This is a genomic window from Haloarcula sp. Atlit-120R (assembly GCF_003665885.1).
GTDB classification, from domain to species: domain Archaea; phylum Halobacteriota; class Halobacteria; order Halobacteriales; family Haloarculaceae; genus Haloarcula; species Haloarcula taiwanensis.
The window spans coordinates 1-16005 of record NZ_QPLN01000010.1; the positions used below are offsets into that span (position 1 = coordinate 1).

Sequence of the window (16005 nt, forward strand, 5' to 3'; positions counted from 1 at the left end):
TGGATCTGGACAAGGACGAGCGCAACCACCGCGTCCACGCTGAGGGGAACTTCCAGACGGAGGACGAGCGGGTCTTCGCCATCGGCGACTCGGCGCTGATCGACCAGCCGGGCGACCAGCCCGCGCCGCCGACGGCCCAGGCCGCCTGGCAGGCCGCCGAGGTGGCCGGCGAAAACCTCGCCCGGGCGGCACGGGGTCAGCCGCTGAAGACGTGGACCCACAAGGACAAAGGGACGGTCGTCTCCGTCGGGGAGAAAGCCGTCGCCCACGACGTGGTGAACGTCCCAGTTGAGACGTTTGGCGGGCTGCCCGCGAAACTGCTGAAGAAAGCGATTGCCGCCCGCTGGATCAACGACGTGACCGGCGTTGGTCGGGCCGCCAAGGCCTGGCCCGACATGTAGATAGGACCTTTTTATTTCGTCGGGGTCGACCTGACCGCGCGACCTACTCCTCGCAAAGCGTGGACTAAAAAGGCGCGAAATCGCGGGGCGATTCGCGCGAAACCGCACCAGAGAGACGGTATTCGGGGTCTACCGGAGCTCTGAGCGGCATTCACTGCCGGCTACCAGGCCGACTCTAACACACTGACAATGTCCTTTCGTGTGGGTGCCAGTTCTGACGGGGCGTTCGCTATGAAGGCGTCTTCGAGGACGGCATCAGCAACTTCGGGGAACGCCTCGCGGCCGGGCCCGTCGACATCCCGAAGTCGCGTCGGGAGTCCAAGCGCAGTCACCACGTCGTTTATTTGGTCGATGACCGCAGCAGTGGGGTCTGAAGCATCGCCGGCGCCGAGTGCGTCGGCCAAAAGCGACCGCCGACCGTCGACCTGCTCGAACAGATATGAGAGTGCGTGCGGAGCAATGACCGCGTGGGCCGCGCCCTGCTGGACCTCGTAGGCCCGGGTCAGCCCGTGACCGAGGGCATGAATCAGTGAGAGCGTCGTCCCGTCAGCCCGCGAAATGCCGTACTGGACGAGCATGAGACCCTGGGTGAGCGACTGGTACACCCATGGGTCGTCGTCACCAGTACCGAATGCGAGCAGTCCGTCCGTGAGAAGGCCGAGGCCGCGAGAGGCTGTGGCGTCGGTTACTGGCGTTGCGCTGGCCGCGTACAGCGTCTCGATACCTTTATCGAAGCCGTTCATCGCTGACGCCGCGAGGATCGGACGGGGCGTCGTCGCAATCAGATCGGGGTCATAACAGACTGCTTCGGGCATCAGTTTCGGATCGCTGACACCACCACTGGCAGGCTCGTTCACAGGGCAGGTGTCTGGCGCGGCTGTGACCCCGGCGACGAGAGACAGGTCAGCGCCGGCCAGCGTCGTCGGGGCGGCGATAATCGGCGGCAGCTCCGCCTCGGGGACAGCTATCGTTCCGGAGTCGACAAACGCTTGGCCGACAGCCGCCGGGTCGCGGTCAGTCGCTGCGAGGATACTGATGATTTTCGCAACGTCGAGACTGCTCCCACCGCCGACGGCCACGAGACAATCGGCATCGACTTCTCGGAGGCGTTCGAGTCCGTCGCAGGCGGTGCCGAGCCGCTTGGCTGGCGTCGTTTCGGCGAAGGTGCCGGCCAGTCGGTCGCCGAGACCCTCCCGAACGGGGTCCATCACAGCCGGCGTGTCACCAACGGTCGCGCCACAGACGACCAGCGCACTGTTGTAGCCTTGCGCGTCTAACTCCGCACCCAGCGACTGCACGGCGTCAGGGGCGTATCGGAGTGTCGCAGGCTCGTACTCGAACCGGAACGGGGAATCGAGGTCAGCGGCAACCGATGTGTCGGGCATCGCTGTGACCCATTCAGCCCTGCTCGTGTTTATCACTTCAGGTCGCCAGTGCCGTCTTCCAGTGGTACCTGCAAGCGCAGGTACGTCGCAGTCGCTTGCGGGTCATAGCGTAATCCTGGCGGGTGTCACGGTGCTCAGGTCGACGCCGTCACTGCACTTCTATGCCAGCCAGTCCGTCGGCCAGCGAGTCGAGGTCTTCGAGGGTCGCGGCGAGCGCGTCGACGCTGTCTTTCTCCCGCCGATTCGGATTAGCGAGCACCCGAACGGGCTGGGTTCCGAGCGAGACGAAGCCGAGGCCGAGTTTCGCCGCCGTGGCGCGGAGACCGAGGCCCGCGTCCGCGTCGCCCGCCAGGACCTTCCGGGCGGGGCTTTCGTGGGCCTTCGTCGTGAGTTCGTAGCCGTCGACGGCGTCGGCGACTTCGGCGCGACCGAGGCCCCGCTCCTCGCCAAGAGCGTCGAGCGCGTCGTCGAAGCTCCGACGGAGTCCGGAGGCGGTGTCGCGGTTGACGAAGCGGTAGTCGCCGTCGACGAGGTCGGCCAGGTCGGAGATGTCGGCCTCGGCGTCGACGACCAGCCCCCACTCGCGCTGCCAGCCGCCGATATCGGTTGCCTCGTGGTCGGCGTCGGTCGGACCCGCGACGACGGCGACGTCGGGCACGCCGTTGCCGAGGCGGCGGGCCCCCTCGGTCGATCCCAGCGGGAGGTACCGCGGGCGGTCGATTGTATCGAGCAGGCGCGAGAGGAGCGGGTCGTCCTCGCCCATGCCCAGCAGCGTCGGCGGCCTGACGGCGGGGGAAAACAGCGTCACGTCGACCGTCTCCCCCTCGGCGAGGTAGTCGGTCCCCGGCGGCACGTCGACGAAGCCGTCGGCGTCGACGAGGCTCGTCGTCGCGCCGCTGCCCTTGTCGACCGGGTAGACCAGCAGCGACCCGGAGTCGTCTTCGACCAGCCCGGCTGGCATGAGGCGTCGTCGCCCTTCGCCGTAGCGTTCCTGGACTGCCATTGTGCCGGAGGCCGTAGCTGTCTGTGGCTGCTCCCGTCCAGCAGCGTTCCGTACTGCTGGCGCGACGAACGTCTGGAAAATAGTCAGCGCCGAAACTGGGTAGCCAGGCAGCCCGACGTACGCCGAGTCGCCGATAGTCCCCACGAGCATCGGCTTGCCGGGTTTGACGGCCACACCGTGGAGCCTGAGTTCGCCGCGTTCCTCGATGACGCGGTAGATGACGTCGACCGCGCTGGCGCTGGTCGACCCTGACGAGAGGACGAGGTCGCATTCGTCAGCCGCTTGGTGGAGCAATCGCTCCATTTCCTCGTAGTCGTCGCCAGCGTGGGGGTACATCACCGGCTCACCGCCGGCCTCCGCGACCGCGCCCGCCAGCGTGTAGCTGTTCACGTCGTAAATCTGGCCGGCGGCGCTGTCGAGGGGGTCCCCGGGCCGGACAAGTTCATCGCCCGTCGAGAGAATGCCGACCTGTGGCCGGCCACGCACCGGAACCTCGTCGACGCCAAGGGCAGACAGGAGTCCGATTTCACGGGGCGTGATTCGCGTTCCTGGACCGAGGGCGCGCGCGCCGGCCGCGATATCTGCGCCGGCGAGCATCACGTTATCACCGGGCGCGACGGATGTGCGTATCTCGACGCCGGCGTCGGTTTCAGTCGTTCGCTCGACCATCACGACGGCGTCGGCACCGGGCGGCATCACCGCGCCGGTCGAAATCTCGGCGACCGAACCCGGTTCGACCGTTACGTCGGGCTTCTCACCCGCGTGGACTTCCCCGGCGACCGACAGCGTCACCGGGTCGGCCTCGTCAGCGCCGAAGGTGTCTCTGGCGTGGACGGCGTAGCCGTCCATACTCGCGCGGTCGAACCCTGGCACGTCGATGTCGGCGTCGATCCGCTCGGTGAGGACGCGGTCGCGGGCGTCGGCGAGCGGGACCGTTTCCGGGTCGGGGTCGATGTCGAGGTTTGCGACGACCTCGTGGGCCTCCTCCGGTGATGCGAGGTCGCGGAACTCGCGGCGGTCGCTCATTGGGACCACTCCCAGTCCTCGACGGGCACAGTGTCACCGGCGTCGTAGCCCTCCACGGACTCCGGCACGACGACCCAGCCGTCGGCGAGCGCGACGCTGGAGAGGACGCCCGACCCGCTGGCCCGCGTCGGCGTCGCGGTCGGTCCGTCGTCGTCCTCCTCGCGCAGTTGTACCCGAGCGTAGGTCCGGGTCCCCGGCTCGCTGGCTATCTTCCGCGTGAGTTCGGCCTCGGTCGTCGGCGGGTCGGTCGCCGGGAGGTGGCCGGCACGGCGGAGCGCCGGCCGGAGGAACTGGACGGCGTTGACGATGCAGGCGACCGGATAACCCGGGAGCATCAGAATCGGCGTCTCTTCGACCACGCCCAGCGCGACCGGGTGACCCGGCTTCAGCGCGACGCCGTGGACCAGCACCTCGCCGAGGTCGTCGACGACTTCCGGGAGCAGGTCCCGCTCGCCGACGGAAGAGCCGCCGGTCGTCACCACGAGGTCGTGGTCCAAGTCGTCGCTGATGGCCGCCCGGAGCGCGTCCACGTCGTCGGTAACGATGTCGCGGTAGGTCGCGTCACCCCCCCAGCGCTCGACGTACTGCGTGACGGTCTGGCCGTTCGTCTCGACTACTTGGCCCGGTTCCGGGTCATCTTGGACTAACTCCTCACCGGTCGGAATCACGCTGACAGTCGGCCGCTCGTACACCTCGACAGCGTCGTTCCCGACCGATTTCAACAGCCCGAGGTCCGACGGGCGGAGCAGGTGGCCGTCTGCATACAGCGTCTGCCCTTGCTCTACGTCCTCGCCGACAGGAGCGACGTTCTCCCCGCCAGCAACCGCATCGAACACGGTGACGGTGTCACCGGCGACCTCGGTCTCCTCGATCATCACGACGGCGTCGGCACCCGCTGGGAGTTCGCTGCCCGTGTGTACGCGGGTCGCCGTGCCGGTGGTCACTGTCTCTCCGACCTGGAGCGATTCCGGCGACCGCTGGCTCGCGCCGAACGTGTCTTCCGCGCTGACGGCGAAGCCGTCCATCGCCGCGCGCCGGTAGTGGGGCACCGCTCGCTCGGCGGTGATTTCCCCCGCGACGACGCGCTCGTCGGCGTCGCGTAGCGAGACGCGCTCCGTCCGCTCGTGTGGGAACACTGCGTCCAGCAGCGCCTCCCTGGCTGTCGTTACCGGCGTCCGGTCCTTGAACCCGGCCGACTTTCGGGACTCGTTGCTCATGTGTGTACGAAGGGCCGGCACACCAAAAAGCTCGCCAGGTTCAGGGGGCTTCGGTCGGAAGAGAACGTCTGGCTGAGTCGGACCTGCGCTGTCGCCTCTTCGGGAGCGCCCTCTCGAAAGGACTGGTCGCGACCGACAGTCGGCACTGCTGTCTCACCACCCCTCCTAGCGCCGGGACTCACGCCGAACACGGTCCGGTCGGCCCGCACTACGCTGTAGAGTGGTAGCCGGGCCGAACGTCGCGGAGGTTCAAGTACGGGAACGGGGCCACGCCCCGCTATGCAGTCCATGGCTCCCGCCGTCGACCCGACAGCGACGCTCGCGCTCCTCGCTGCGGTTGGGGCGGGAGTTGGACTGGGAACGCTTAGCGGGCTCGTTCCGGGGTTGCACGCCAACACCTTCGCACTTTTGCTCGCCGCGGCGGCGAGCAGTCTACCGGGGCCACGACTCTACGTCGGCGTGGCAATGCTGGCGGCCGGGGTGACACACACCTTTCTCGACGTGATTCCGGCGCTGGCGCTGGGCGTGCCGGACCCGGCACTGGCGGCCAGTGCGCTGCCGAGCCACCAGCTGGTCATCGAGGGTCGCGGTCGGGAGGCGCTGCGCCTGTCAGCGCTGGGGAGCGGGTTGGCCGTAGTGTTTGCCGTCCCGCTGGCGGTTCCACTCACCCTCCTGATGGAGCGAGCGTATCCGCTGCTCCAGCCGTGGCTGTCGGTACTTCTCGCGGGAGTCGCTGTCCTGCTTGTGGTCACGGAACAGGGCCGCCGTCGGCAAATCGGCGCGGCGTGTTCACTGGCAGCCAGCGGTCTGCTTGGAATCGCCCTCCTCGACGCGCCGGTGACCGGAGTGCTGCCAGTCTCCGACGTGCTGGTCCCGCTGTTTTCGGGGCTGTTCGGCGCACCGGTGCTTCTGGCCGCCATCGAGGGGGAGGGGGTCCCGCCACAGGCCGACGCGGCGGTGACGACGCCGCCCCGAACCGTCGGCGTCCTCGCGGGCGTCGGGACGCTCTGTGGCGGCGCCGTGGGCTACATCCCCGGGGTTTCCAGCGCCATCGCGGCCACGCTGGCGCTGGGCCTCGTCGCCGACCGGGGCCCGCGGGCGTTCGTCGTCACGACGAGCGGGGTCAACACGGCGACGGCAGTCTTCGCGCTGTTCGCGCTCATCTCGCTCGGGACGCCCCGAACCGGTGTCCTCGTCGCGCTCAACCGGGCCGAGGTCCCGCTCGTGCTCCCGGCGCTGCTCGCGGCGGTCGCCGTCGCCGCCGTCGCTGGCGCGATACTCGTCCCGACACTGGGTGACCGCTATCTCCGGGCCGTCGGTCGGGTGGACCAGACGGCCCTCTCGCTTTCAGTGGTCGCGGTCCTTGTCGGCCTCTCGGCGCTGTTTGCCGGCCTCGTGGGCGTCGGCGCGTTCGGGGCGGCCACGCTGGTCGGACATCTCCCGCCGCGGTTCGGGTCCCGACGGGCGACGCTGATGGGGGTGTTGCTCGTCCCGCTTGCGCTATAGGTAGCCCCGCTGGCGGAAGTGGCCGAGCAATATTGCGACGATGAGCCCCATGCCGACCATCACCGCGGGATAGCCGAACGTCCAGCCCAGTTCCGGCATGTTGTACGGGCTATCGGCGAAGTTCATCCCGTAGACCCCGACGACGAACGTCAGCGGGATGAAGACCGTCGCGACGACGGTCAGCACCTTCATCACCTCGTTGGTCGACTGCGAGACGGTGTTGAGGTAGATGTCCCGCGCACCCGAGACGAGGTCGCGGTAGGTCTCGGTCAGGTCCACAATCTGGACGAGGTGGTCGTAGACGTCCCGGAAGTACTTCTCCGTCTGTGGCTGTATCTGCTTTGGGTCGCCACGGGCGAGGCTGCCGACGGCCTCGCGCGCGGGCCAGGCCTGCTTGCGGAACGACAGCAGGTCCCGCCGGACGTCGTTTATCTTCTCGATGGTCTCGCTGTCGGTGGAGACGGTGACCTCCTCCTCTATCTCCTCGATGTCCGTCTCGATGTCGTCGAGCAGGTCGAAGTAGGCGTCGACGACGACGTCGACGACGCGGTAGGCGGTGAAGTCCGGGCCGTGTTGGAGCAGGCGCTCGTCCCCCCGGCGGGCGGCGTCCATCACGCGCTGGACCGGCCGGGCCTCGTCTAAGCCCAGCGAGACGACCCAGTCGCGGCCGACGAACACGCCGACCGGGCTTGTCGTCACCTCCTTCTCGAAGGTGGTCTCGCCCGGGGTGAGCCGCATCGTCTTCAGCAGGACGAAGGTGTAGTCGCGGTACTCCTCGGTCTTGGCCCGGACGTCCCCCCGGAGGTCGTCGATGGCGAGCGGGTGGAGGTCGAATGCCGACTGGACGGCGCGTATCTCCTCGTCGGTCGCCTCGGCGGCGTGGACCCACGTCGTCCCCGCGGCCGCGCGGGCGGCCCCGAGGTCGTCGTAGGGCTCGGCCGTCTCGCCGGCGTAGACGAGTGCGGATATCACGCCCCGCCCTCCGTCTCGTCCGAGCGGCCGACGGCCAGCAGCGTCATCCCGGCGAGCAAGGCGGTCACCGAGAACGCGCGGCCGGGGTACGGCACCGCGACGCCCGCGACGTAGCCCGCCAGGCCGACGACGGTGAGCCCCAGGCCCAGCGCCAGGACGGTGTTCATGGCCCAGCCATCACCGCGCCCGATAAAAAGGGTATGCCCGAGGCCGCCGGCGTCCGAACTCACTGCATCCCGAAGCCCGTCAGTCGCCGCCGTGCTGGAGGCCGGACAGCAGGTCGTCGACGGCGTCGGTCTCGTCGACGGTCTCGGGGTGGACGGCGACGCCGATGACGATGTCGCCCTCGTGCTGGAAGCTGACGAGGTGAAGGCGGACGTCGATGGACTGGCCCGCCACCTCGGTCGTGCCGGTGTACTCGCTGACCTGGCGGTCCGCGCCCAGCGCCCGGACCGTCCGGTTCCCGGCCGACTCGACGTCGTCGATGCTGCCGGTCTGGCCCTGGACCGCTTCGAGGACCCGCCGGTTCGCCCAGTCGGCGGCGGGGTTGAGCGTCTGGCCGGCGACGGTCGCGCTCGGAACGGAGACGACGACGAACCGCGACAGCTCCACGACCTCGACGCCGAGCAGGGAGCCGCTCCGGGTGTACTGTCTGCGCTCGGTCACGAGCCGCACCGTCCGGTCCTGCCCGGCGACGGTCACGTCGCGGGTGACGTTCGCCTGTGTCGCGTTGTTAAGTTCGTATCCGGTCGAGTCGAGCGTGCTGTCAGAAACGGTCGCGGGCGAGGCCTCGAAGGTGACCGTCTCGCCGGTGATGAGCCCGACACAGCCGGAGGTCACGAGAAGGAGCGCCACGGCGACGGGGAGCAAGCGGCGTACCATCTACTTCCAAGCACTGTCCGGTACGGGAAAACGTTTTGTGGCCGCTGGGCGTCGGCCGCGTCAGCCGAAGATGCCCCGGAGGACGTCGGCGACCACGTTAATCGCGTACCACTTGACGCCGCCCAAGAGGCCGATACCGGAGACGCTGATTTCGCCCGCGGTGACGGCATTCTTGAATTCCACAGTGGGGTTGTTCGACGCGATGACTCGGTCCATCGTCGCCTTGTCCGTGTTCATCTGGATAGTAGCGTCGTCACGGGTGCCAAGCGCCAGTTCCTGCATCTGAAGGGCGTTGTTCATGCTGAACGACACCGACGCTTCGGTTCCGTTCTCGGGGTCGTCCACCACGAGGTTCACCTTCTCACCTTGTAGCTCACCAGCTATGAAGCCAAAGTCCTCCGGGTCGACGTTCGCGTTGTACGTCTCGACCATCGGTCCCATGTCCTCGAACATCTGGACGGCCCAGTCGGGCTGGTCGCTCTGTGCGGCGACGGGGGATGCGACCGCGCCGACCGCGGCAACAACGAGCATGAGAGAGACGATCATCCGGGTGAAACCGACAGTAGTTGGTACGTATTTCATAACAATTATATAAACGCACTAATAGTATATAAAATCGTAGTGAGGCGTGTTAGAATGTCCTAAATACGCAATCTGGATATGAAATATCAGATTCGATATGTCGGCCCGTCATCAGTATCTTGGACCTCGACGCCGAGGGCTTCGAGTTCGTCGCGGAGTTCGTCGGCCCGCTCGTAGTTGCCGGCGTCCCGCTCCTGCTCACGGACTGTCAGGACCAGGTCGACCACGTCGCCGGCCAGCGACACGTCGCCGCCGCCGTCCTCGCCGAAGGACAGCCCCAGAATGTCGCCGCCCAGTTCCTCGAACGTCTCGACGGCGCGCCGGAGCCCCCGGTAGTCGTACTCGTCGCGGCCGTCGACGTGCGTGTTGACCGCAGCGGTCAGGTTCAGCAGTGCGGTCATCGCCTCCCGCGTGTTGAAGTCGTCGTTCATCGCGGCCTCGAACGTCGAGCGGGCGTCGTCGACAGCATCCCGAAGCGTCTCGTCGGTCACTTTCGCGTGGGCGTCCACATCGTCGCAGGCTTCAGCCGCTCGCTCGTAGCCCCGGGAGAGGCGGTCCCAGCGCTCCTCGGCCTCCGAGACAGTCTCGTCGCTGTAGGTCGCCCGCGAAGTATATGCCGTCGACAGCAGGAAGGTCCGGAGCACGTCGGGACCGAACTCCTCGACTGCGTCGCTGACGCTGAAGTAGTTGCCAAGCGAGGAGGACATTTTCTCCTCCTCGGTCTCCAGCAGGCGGACGTGGAGCCAGTACTTCGCGAACTGCTCGCCGGTCGCGGCCTCGCTCTGGGCCACCTCGTTCTCGTGGTGGGGAAAGACAAGGTCCTGCCCGCCGACGTGGATGTCGATGGATTCGTCTAAGTGTGTCATCGACATCGCCGAGCACTCGATGTGCCAGCCGGGTCGGCCTTCACCCCACGGAGAGTCCCAGGTCTGTGCGGTCTGGCAGGCCTCCTCGGCCGGGGCGGCCTCTGGGTGCTGATGTTCGGCGATGTCCTCGGGGTCGACGCCGCCGGCCTTCCAGAGCGCAAAGTCGGCCGGGTGTCGCTTCTCGCCTTCGGTGTCCGCGCCCTGTGATTCGATGTCCTCGACGGACTGGTTCGAGAGTTTGCCGTAGTCCTCGAAGCTTGTCACGTCGAAGTAGACGGAGCCGTTGGCCTCGTAGGCGTGGCCGCTCTCGACGAGGCGCTCGACGAGGTCGATGATTTCGGGGACGTGCTCTGAGACGCGGGGGTACACTTCCGCGCGGCCGAGGTTGAGCGAGCGCATGTCGTCGATGACCTGCCGGACGTAGTGGCGGGCCACGTCGGCCTCGCTATCGCCGTCCTCGCCGACGCGGGCGACGATTTTCTCGTTGACGTCGGTGAAGTTCTCGACGTGGTGGACGTCATAGCCCAGATAGTCGAGCCAGCGGGCCATCACGTCGACATGAACCCAGCCGCGCGCGTGGCCGAGGTGGGGCGGGTCGGAGGTCGTCAGCCCGCAGTAGTACAGCAACACAGAATCGGGGTCGCGCGGCTCGAAGGCCTCTTTCTCACCGGTCAACGTGTTCGTCACGCGAAGCGTCATTACCGGGAGGAACTGCGTCCGCCCGCTTTAAGCCGTCGGAAGGCGACTCATCCCTGCACCACCGCCTCAACCATCCGGAGCGCGTCCGGTCCCGCACGGCGACCCACTACCACGACGAGCGCGTCGTCGGTGACGCCGGCGGCCTCGACCGCGACGTCCGCCGCCCGCAGGCGGCCCAGCACCTCGGCCAGCGCCGGCGGCGAGAGGTCGCCGGTAGCGACGATGCCCGTTAGCGAGCCAGCGCCCTCGGCGAAGGCGGCGTCCCCGACTCGGAAGACGATAGCCGACACAGCGTCGGGCGATTCGACCCGACCCAGCCCGCTCTGCATCGAGACGCGGGCGTCGCTGTCGTGGGCCGGGCTGTCGTCCAGTTCCTCGGCGAACCGTCGGAGGGCGGTCGCGACGGCTTCCGCATCGCCGTCAATTTCGAGCGTGCGCGCGGCGGCCGTGTAGTTGACGACGCCCGCTCGAAGTGCGTCGTAGAGAAACGGGCGCTCGCGGACGGCGTCCCTGGTCGCGGCGGCGAGTGACATTGGCGTCGGCCACGCCCGGCGCGGGCAAAAGTCGTTCTATCGCCGGCGGGCGACCACGGGTACGGGACAGGCCGTGTCGGGCCATAACCGACACACGGGCGCGCTATCCCCTCAGAACTGCGGCCCCACTCCCAGCGAGTGAGAACAGGCCGGGGGGTTTGTCCCCCTCGGCGTCCGCTCTCTACACGAGGGAAAGACAATGGCGATTGCACAACGAGAGCGGAAGGCGTTCGGACAGCCCCTGGGAGCAGCGGAGCGAATCATCGGCGGCATCGTCGTCGCTGCCGGCGCGCTGGGACACGCGGCACTGCTTGCGGCCGCTGGACTGTTGTTCTACGTCCTCCTGTTCGGGCTGTGATCGGGCGGAATCGGGCGGCAAAGACACATTTCGGCGCGCAATGTTGCACAGCCCGCCGGCTATCTGTACAGGGCAACGAAGGCCCTAAGGACGACTCGCCCCAACCGAAGTGCATGGACGAAGCACTCGTTATCGCGGCCCACGGCTCCCATCTGAACGCCGAGTCGAGTACGCCCACCTACGACCACGCCGACACGATTCGGGCGACGGGCGCGTTCTCCGAGGTCCGTGAGTCCTTCTGGAAGGAGGAACCGTCGTTCCGGGAGGCCCTGCGGACCGTCGACGCCGAGGAGGTGTATCTGGTCCCGCTGTTCATTTCGGAGGGCTACTTCACCGAGCAGGTCATCCCACGGGAGTTCCGACTCGAAGACTGGGACCCCGAGCTGTGGGACTCCGACGGGACGAGCGCGACCAACGCGACGCTGGCCGCCGAGGACACGGCCCAGACGGTCCACTACTGTGGCCCGGTCGGAACGCATGATTCGATGAGCGATGTCATCGTCCAGCGAGCGGAGTCTGTCACCGGCGATCCCGATGTTGGCGAAGGATTCGGCCTGGCAGTCGTCGGCCACGGGACGGAGCGCAACGAAAACTCCGCGAAGGCCATCCAGTACCATGCCGACCGCATCCGCGCGCGGGACCGCTTCGACGAGGTGCAGTCGCTGTTCATGGACGAGGACCCTGAAGTCGACGACGTTGCGGACTACTTCGAGAGCGACGACATCGTCGTCGTGCCGCTGTTTATCGCCGACGGCTTCCACACACAGGAGGACATCCCCGAGGACATGGGGCTGACCGACGACTACCGGACCGGCTACGACGTGCCGACCACCGTCGAGGGCCACGACATCTGGTACGCCGGCGCGGTCGGCACGGAACCACTGATGGCTGACGTGGTGCTGGAGCGGGCCGCCGACGCGGGCGCGGACGTGAGCGCTGCCATCGAGCAGGTGCGCGAGGAGACTGGCGGCGCGACGCCCGCGACCGGCGACTGACAGGTCGCCGACTGCCGCTATCGGGTCAGAGACCGGAACTGATTACGCCGCTTGCTGGCCGGAACCAGCCGACTTTTGCCGACCGAGTACCGTTTTCCAGTATGGACGGCGAGTACGTGGACGCGCTGGTGGCAACTGCCCCCGATGGCATCGCCTTCGACGACCTCCACGTGACCCACGAGAGTGACGGGTACACGTTCCGAACACCGGATGTGGACCACAGCGGCATCGACGAGGAGACGCTTCGGACGGTAGCGGCGGAGTCACCGTACGTCCGAAACTGGTACTTCTGGCACGCCACCGCGCCCCAGAAGGCGGACCGCTGGGCGTTCCTCCGCTGGCTCGAAGGGGCAGAGCAGCGAGACGTGGCCGAGCGCTACGACGCGCTCGCCGACGGGGTGTCCGCGACCTGGGGGGAACTGCACCTGACCGTTACGCTCTCCGACGGAACGCGGACATACAGCATCCGGCACCGCGCCGACGTCGATGTCGGAACCAGCGCGCTCGACGAGTACGACGACCCCCTCGACGCACGCGAAATTGCGAAACACGACGACGACGGCGGCTACCGCCCGCTCAAGACCGCGCCGTCGCTCCAGACCGGGTGGGCGTTCCCCGAGCTATCGGCGAGCGAGTTCGTCACGACGGTCGACGCGTTCTACCCGGCGACCATCGCGAACTGGCACCGGGAACAGGAGGGGGACCTCGACGTGACCCACTGGCGGGACACCGTCGACCGCCAGACCGGGATTTACGGCGTTGTCAAGACCTGGGACCGCGGTGACGGCTACGAACACGTCAACTGGGTCGCCGAGGCCTGCTGTGACGATTCCCAGTGTCTCAAACGCCGGGAGTGGCAGTACGACGAGGAGACAGAACTCGATGTCGACGGCGGGTCAGGTGAGTTCCCCTGCCGGGAGCCCTGCTCGCTTGTCATCGCCGGCGCGCGCAAGTGGACAAAGCTCGAAGGCGAGCAAGCCCAGACCTACGAGTTCGAACTCACGCCCAGCGAGAAAGAACAGATCGAGGATATCATCGATGCCGTCGCAGACGGCGAGGCAGACGACATCCGTGAAGCCGATATCTACGAGGGAGCCAACCGGTACCGGACACGGTTCCTGCGAGCAAAGCTGTTCGACGACGAGGGGAACCTCGGCGGCGTCGAGACGGAACAGTAGCGGCGCGTCAGGTCGGGCGAACGGCGACGGAGAGGAGTCCTATGACGATTGTGACCGCGAGTACAGCGACGACTGTCAATAGCACGCTCTCGGTGAGCACCAGCGTGATGAGTCCCGCAATCAGGACGGTGAAACCGCCAGCCGCCAGTATCGGTCCCGCAGACAGGTCTTCGAGGCCGGACGCTGATTCTGCCGCCGGTTTCGGCTGTGGCTTCGACAGCTCGTCGTCGACGATGACCGGTTCGTTCTCGGTCCCACCTTCCGGAATATAGATGTCGATGTACCGGGTCTCGGCGCCATATCCGGTCACGACCTTTAGCTTGCCACGGACTGGCCCGTCACCGTCAACGGTCACTCTGACTAACCGATCGGTTTCGGCCCGTACGTGGTGGTTTGTGGCGTCGAGCGACGCGACAGAAGAGAGCGAGTCGTCGAGATGAAGGTGGACGTGCAGGGCCTCGCCGTGGTTGACTAATCGAACGTCGAAACTCCCTGTCGCGTCGAACTCGTTTGGAACTTCCAGACTGTGGATGTCCGTCCGGTTGAGGTGCACGGGCAGGGAGTCAGGCACGGACGTGACTCCGCGTGGCGAGGAAAAAAAGGTTCAGGCCGGTGCCTCGTCGCGCATGTCCGGGGGGAGCAGGTTCGGGATGCCGTCCTCGATGGGGAACGTCTCACTGCACTCGGTGCAAACGAGTTCGCCCGACAGGATCTCGCCGTCGTCGCGCTCCGTCACTTCGAGGTCGAGGTCGTGCTTGTCCAGAGGGCAGCAGATAATTTCCATCAGGTCCTCTTTCATACATTCGACCAAGACCGGCGGTCGCAAAAGTCTGCCGCTCTCCCAGCGGTATCGCCCCGTCGCCGGGTACTCGTGTGTGAACTCGACCGTCGAGTCAGAACGGAGCGCCTGCTAGAACGGATGCTCGCGGACGATAGTTTCACCGCGGCCGGGGCCGACGCCGATGGCGTAGGCCGGGGTGTCGAGTTCGTCCTCGATGTACTCGACGTAGGCCTTCGCGTTCTCCGGCAGCGCGTCGTACCCCTCGTCGGCGGCGTCCGCCCAGTCGACCTCGGGCCACCCGTCGAAGGACTTGAAATTGGCTTCACAGCGCTTCCACTGCTCGGTGGTCGCGGGCATCGACGCCAACTGCTCGCCGTCGAGCGTGTAGCTGTGGCCGACCTTCACTTCGTCGAGGCCGGCGAGCACGTCGAGGTGGTTGATGGCGAGGCCGGTGAAGCCGGAGACCCGCGTGGAGTGGCGGAGCATCGGCAGGTCGAGCCAGCCGACGCGTCGCGGACGGCCGGTAACGGTGCCGTACTCGCCCCCCTCCTCGCGGATGTAGTTCGCCAGCTCCTCGTTTTCGCCTTCGCCCTGCTCGTCGTAGCCGGGCGTATCGCCGGCGACGCCCCCGAGTTCGGTCGGGAGCGGGCCGCTTCCGACCCGGGTGAGGTACGCCTTCACGATACCGATAACCTCGCCGTCGCCGACGACGCTGGGGCTGAGTCCGGTCCCGGTCGCTGCGCCACCGGCCGTCGGGTTCGAAGAGGTGACGTAGGGATAGTTCCCGTGGTCGATGTCGATAATGGTTCCCTGTGCGCCCTCAAGCATGACGTTCTGGCCCTCGTCGATGGTCGCGCTGAGGAACGCGCCAGCGTTGACAGTCATGTCCTCGGCCTCGAAGCGGCGGCCGAACTCGCGGAACTCCTCGAAGATGGCGTCCACGTCGAAGGCGTCCGGGTCGTCAAGCTCGTCGACGTCGAGGTCGTACACGTCCTCGACGACGGCCCGCTTCTGGGGGACGACGTATTCGAGGCGCTCCCTGAGCACGTCCGGGTCAAGCAGGTCGCCGACGCGGACACCGCGCCGACCGGCCTTGTCCTCGTAGGTCGGACCGATACCCCGACCTGTCGTTCCGACTTCCTGATCCGTTTCGCTCTTTACTTCCTCCTCGATGCCGTCGAGCACGCGGTGGAAGGGGAGAATGACGTGTGCTCGTTCAGCGATGCGAACGTCCGGGTCGAGGCCGCGTTCCTGAAGCGTGTCTATCTCGTCGAACAGCGTTCGCGGATTGACGACACACCCGTTGCCGAGTACGCCGACCTTGCCGCGGATGGCTCCGCTCGGAACCAGCGAGAGCTTGTACTCCTCGCCCTCGTGGACGACGGTATGGCCGGCGTTGTCGCCGCCCTGATAGCGCGCGACGACGTCTACGTCGTCGCCGTACAGGTCGACGATGCCGCCCTTTCCTTCGTCGCCGAGCTGTGAGCCGACGATGGTTACGGTCATCGCACGCACCTTCCAGCCACCGTGATAAACAGATTACGGTCCGGAAATCACGCTCGTGAGCAGTACCCATGTGAACCGTTACGACGGTTTTAAGACACCCCTGTTCGAACGTATC

16 protein-coding genes and 1 pseudogene are annotated in these 16005 nt (G+C 66.8%); 5 read left to right on the top strand and 12 right to left on the bottom strand.

The features are described from left to right. Positions 1 to 401: pseudogene (locus DVK01_RS19980) on the top strand (NAD(P)/FAD-dependent oxidoreductase); the annotation flags it as partial. Positions 402 to 562: 161 nt separating this feature from the next. Here DVK01_RS19980 and DVK01_RS19985 read toward each other — a convergent pair. From DVK01_RS19985 to glp, 3 genes are all read right to left on the bottom strand, one after another. Then, positions 563 to 1786 (bottom strand): iron-containing alcohol dehydrogenase family protein, encoded by a 1224-nt coding sequence (locus DVK01_RS19985; RefSeq protein ID WP_101350359.1) that lies wholly within the window; start codon positions 1784 to 1786, stop codon positions 563 to 565. A gap of 148 nt (positions 1787 to 1934) precedes the next feature. Then, positions 1935 to 3815: a molybdopterin biosynthesis protein gene (locus DVK01_RS19990; RefSeq protein ID WP_121538547.1), complete on the bottom strand. Its 1881-nt coding sequence runs from the start codon at positions 3813 to 3815 to the stop codon at positions 1935 to 1937. Continuing rightward, positions 3812 to 5032, bottom strand: coding sequence for a gephyrin-like molybdotransferase Glp (gene glp / locus DVK01_RS19995; protein WP_101350357.1), 1221 nt, complete (start codon positions 5030 to 5032; stop codon positions 3812 to 3814). Before glp ends, DVK01_RS19990 begins: the two co-directional genes overlap by 4 nt. Positions 5033 to 5320: 288 nt before the next feature. Here glp and DVK01_RS20005 point away from each other — a divergent pair, with 288 nt between their 5' ends. Continuing rightward, positions 5321 to 6538, top strand: coding sequence for a tripartite tricarboxylate transporter permease (locus DVK01_RS20005; protein WP_199722401.1), 1218 nt, complete (start codon positions 5321 to 5323; stop codon positions 6536 to 6538). On the opposite strand, the gene corA is transcribed toward DVK01_RS20005, so the two are convergent. From corA to DVK01_RS20030, 6 genes are all read right to left on the bottom strand, one after another. Further along, complete coding sequence (gene corA / locus DVK01_RS20010; RefSeq protein WP_101350354.1) at positions 6533 to 7510, bottom strand: magnesium/cobalt transporter CorA; 978 nt, start codon at positions 7508 to 7510, stop codon at positions 6533 to 6535. The genes DVK01_RS20005 and corA overlap by 6 nt on opposite strands. Continuing rightward, positions 7507 to 7677, bottom strand: coding sequence for a hypothetical protein (locus DVK01_RS22410; protein ID WP_198560174.1), 171 nt, complete (start codon positions 7675 to 7677; stop codon positions 7507 to 7509). Before DVK01_RS22410 ends, corA begins: the two co-directional genes overlap by 4 nt. A gap of 79 nt (positions 7678 to 7756) precedes the next feature. After that, positions 7757 to 8392: a DUF6517 family protein gene (locus DVK01_RS20015; protein ID WP_101350353.1), complete on the bottom strand. Its 636-nt coding sequence runs from the start codon at positions 8390 to 8392 to the stop codon at positions 7757 to 7759. Positions 8393 to 8452: 60 nt separating this feature from the next. After that, the gene (locus DVK01_RS20020; RefSeq protein WP_101350352.1) at positions 8453 to 8974 is read right to left on the bottom strand and encodes a hypothetical protein; all 522 of its coding nucleotides are present in this window, start codon (positions 8972 to 8974) and stop codon (positions 8453 to 8455) included. An 86-nt stretch (positions 8975 to 9060) separates the two neighbouring features. Beyond that, on the bottom strand, positions 9061 to 10539 hold the full coding sequence (cysS, locus tag DVK01_RS20025; RefSeq protein ID WP_101350351.1) for a cysteine--tRNA ligase: 1479 nt from the start codon (positions 10537 to 10539) through the stop codon (positions 9061 to 9063). A 47-nt stretch (positions 10540 to 10586) separates the two neighbouring features. Further along, positions 10587 to 11072 carry a hypothetical protein gene (locus tag DVK01_RS20030; protein ID WP_121538553.1) on the bottom strand — a complete coding sequence of 162 codons (486 nt, stop codon included), beginning with the start codon at positions 11070 to 11072 and terminating at the stop codon, positions 10587 to 10589. Between the two features lie 199 nt (positions 11073 to 11271). On the opposite strand from DVK01_RS20030, the gene DVK01_RS22415 reads away from it, so the two are divergent. The 3 genes from DVK01_RS22415 to DVK01_RS20040 all read left to right on the top strand — a co-directional run bounded on the left by DVK01_RS22415 (position 11272) and on the right by DVK01_RS20040 (position 13603). Continuing rightward, a complete protein-coding gene (locus DVK01_RS22415) occupies positions 11272 to 11430 on the top strand; it encodes a hypothetical protein (protein WP_198560173.1) in 159 nt (52 codons plus the stop codon). Positions 11431 to 11543: 113 nt separating this feature from the next. Further along, on the top strand, positions 11544 to 12425 hold the full coding sequence (locus tag DVK01_RS20035; RefSeq protein ID WP_101350349.1) for a CbiX/SirB N-terminal domain-containing protein: 882 nt from the start codon (positions 11544 to 11546) through the stop codon (positions 12423 to 12425). 101 nt (positions 12426 to 12526) lie between these two features. Then, the gene (locus DVK01_RS20040; protein ID WP_101350348.1) at positions 12527 to 13603 is read left to right on the top strand and encodes a DR2241 family protein; all 1077 of its coding nucleotides are present in this window, start codon (positions 12527 to 12529) and stop codon (positions 13601 to 13603) included. Positions 13604 to 13610: 7 nt separating this feature from the next. Here the strand turns inward: DVK01_RS20040 and DVK01_RS20045 are convergent, their stop codons facing one another. The 3 genes from DVK01_RS20045 to DVK01_RS20055 form a co-directional block, all read right to left on the bottom strand. Then, complete coding sequence (locus DVK01_RS20045) at positions 13611 to 14156, bottom strand: hypothetical protein (protein WP_101351452.1); 546 nt, start codon at positions 14154 to 14156, stop codon at positions 13611 to 13613. Between the two features lie 51 nt (positions 14157 to 14207). Next, a complete protein-coding gene (locus DVK01_RS20050; RefSeq protein WP_004516264.1) occupies positions 14208 to 14402 on the bottom strand; it encodes a methytransferase partner Trm112 in 195 nt (64 codons plus the stop codon). Positions 14403 to 14513: 111 nt separating this feature from the next. After that, on the bottom strand, positions 14514 to 15890 hold the full coding sequence (locus DVK01_RS20055; protein ID WP_121538555.1) for an adenylosuccinate synthase: 1377 nt from the start codon (positions 15888 to 15890) through the stop codon (positions 14514 to 14516). Between the last annotated feature and the right edge of the window lie 115 nt (positions 15891 to 16005).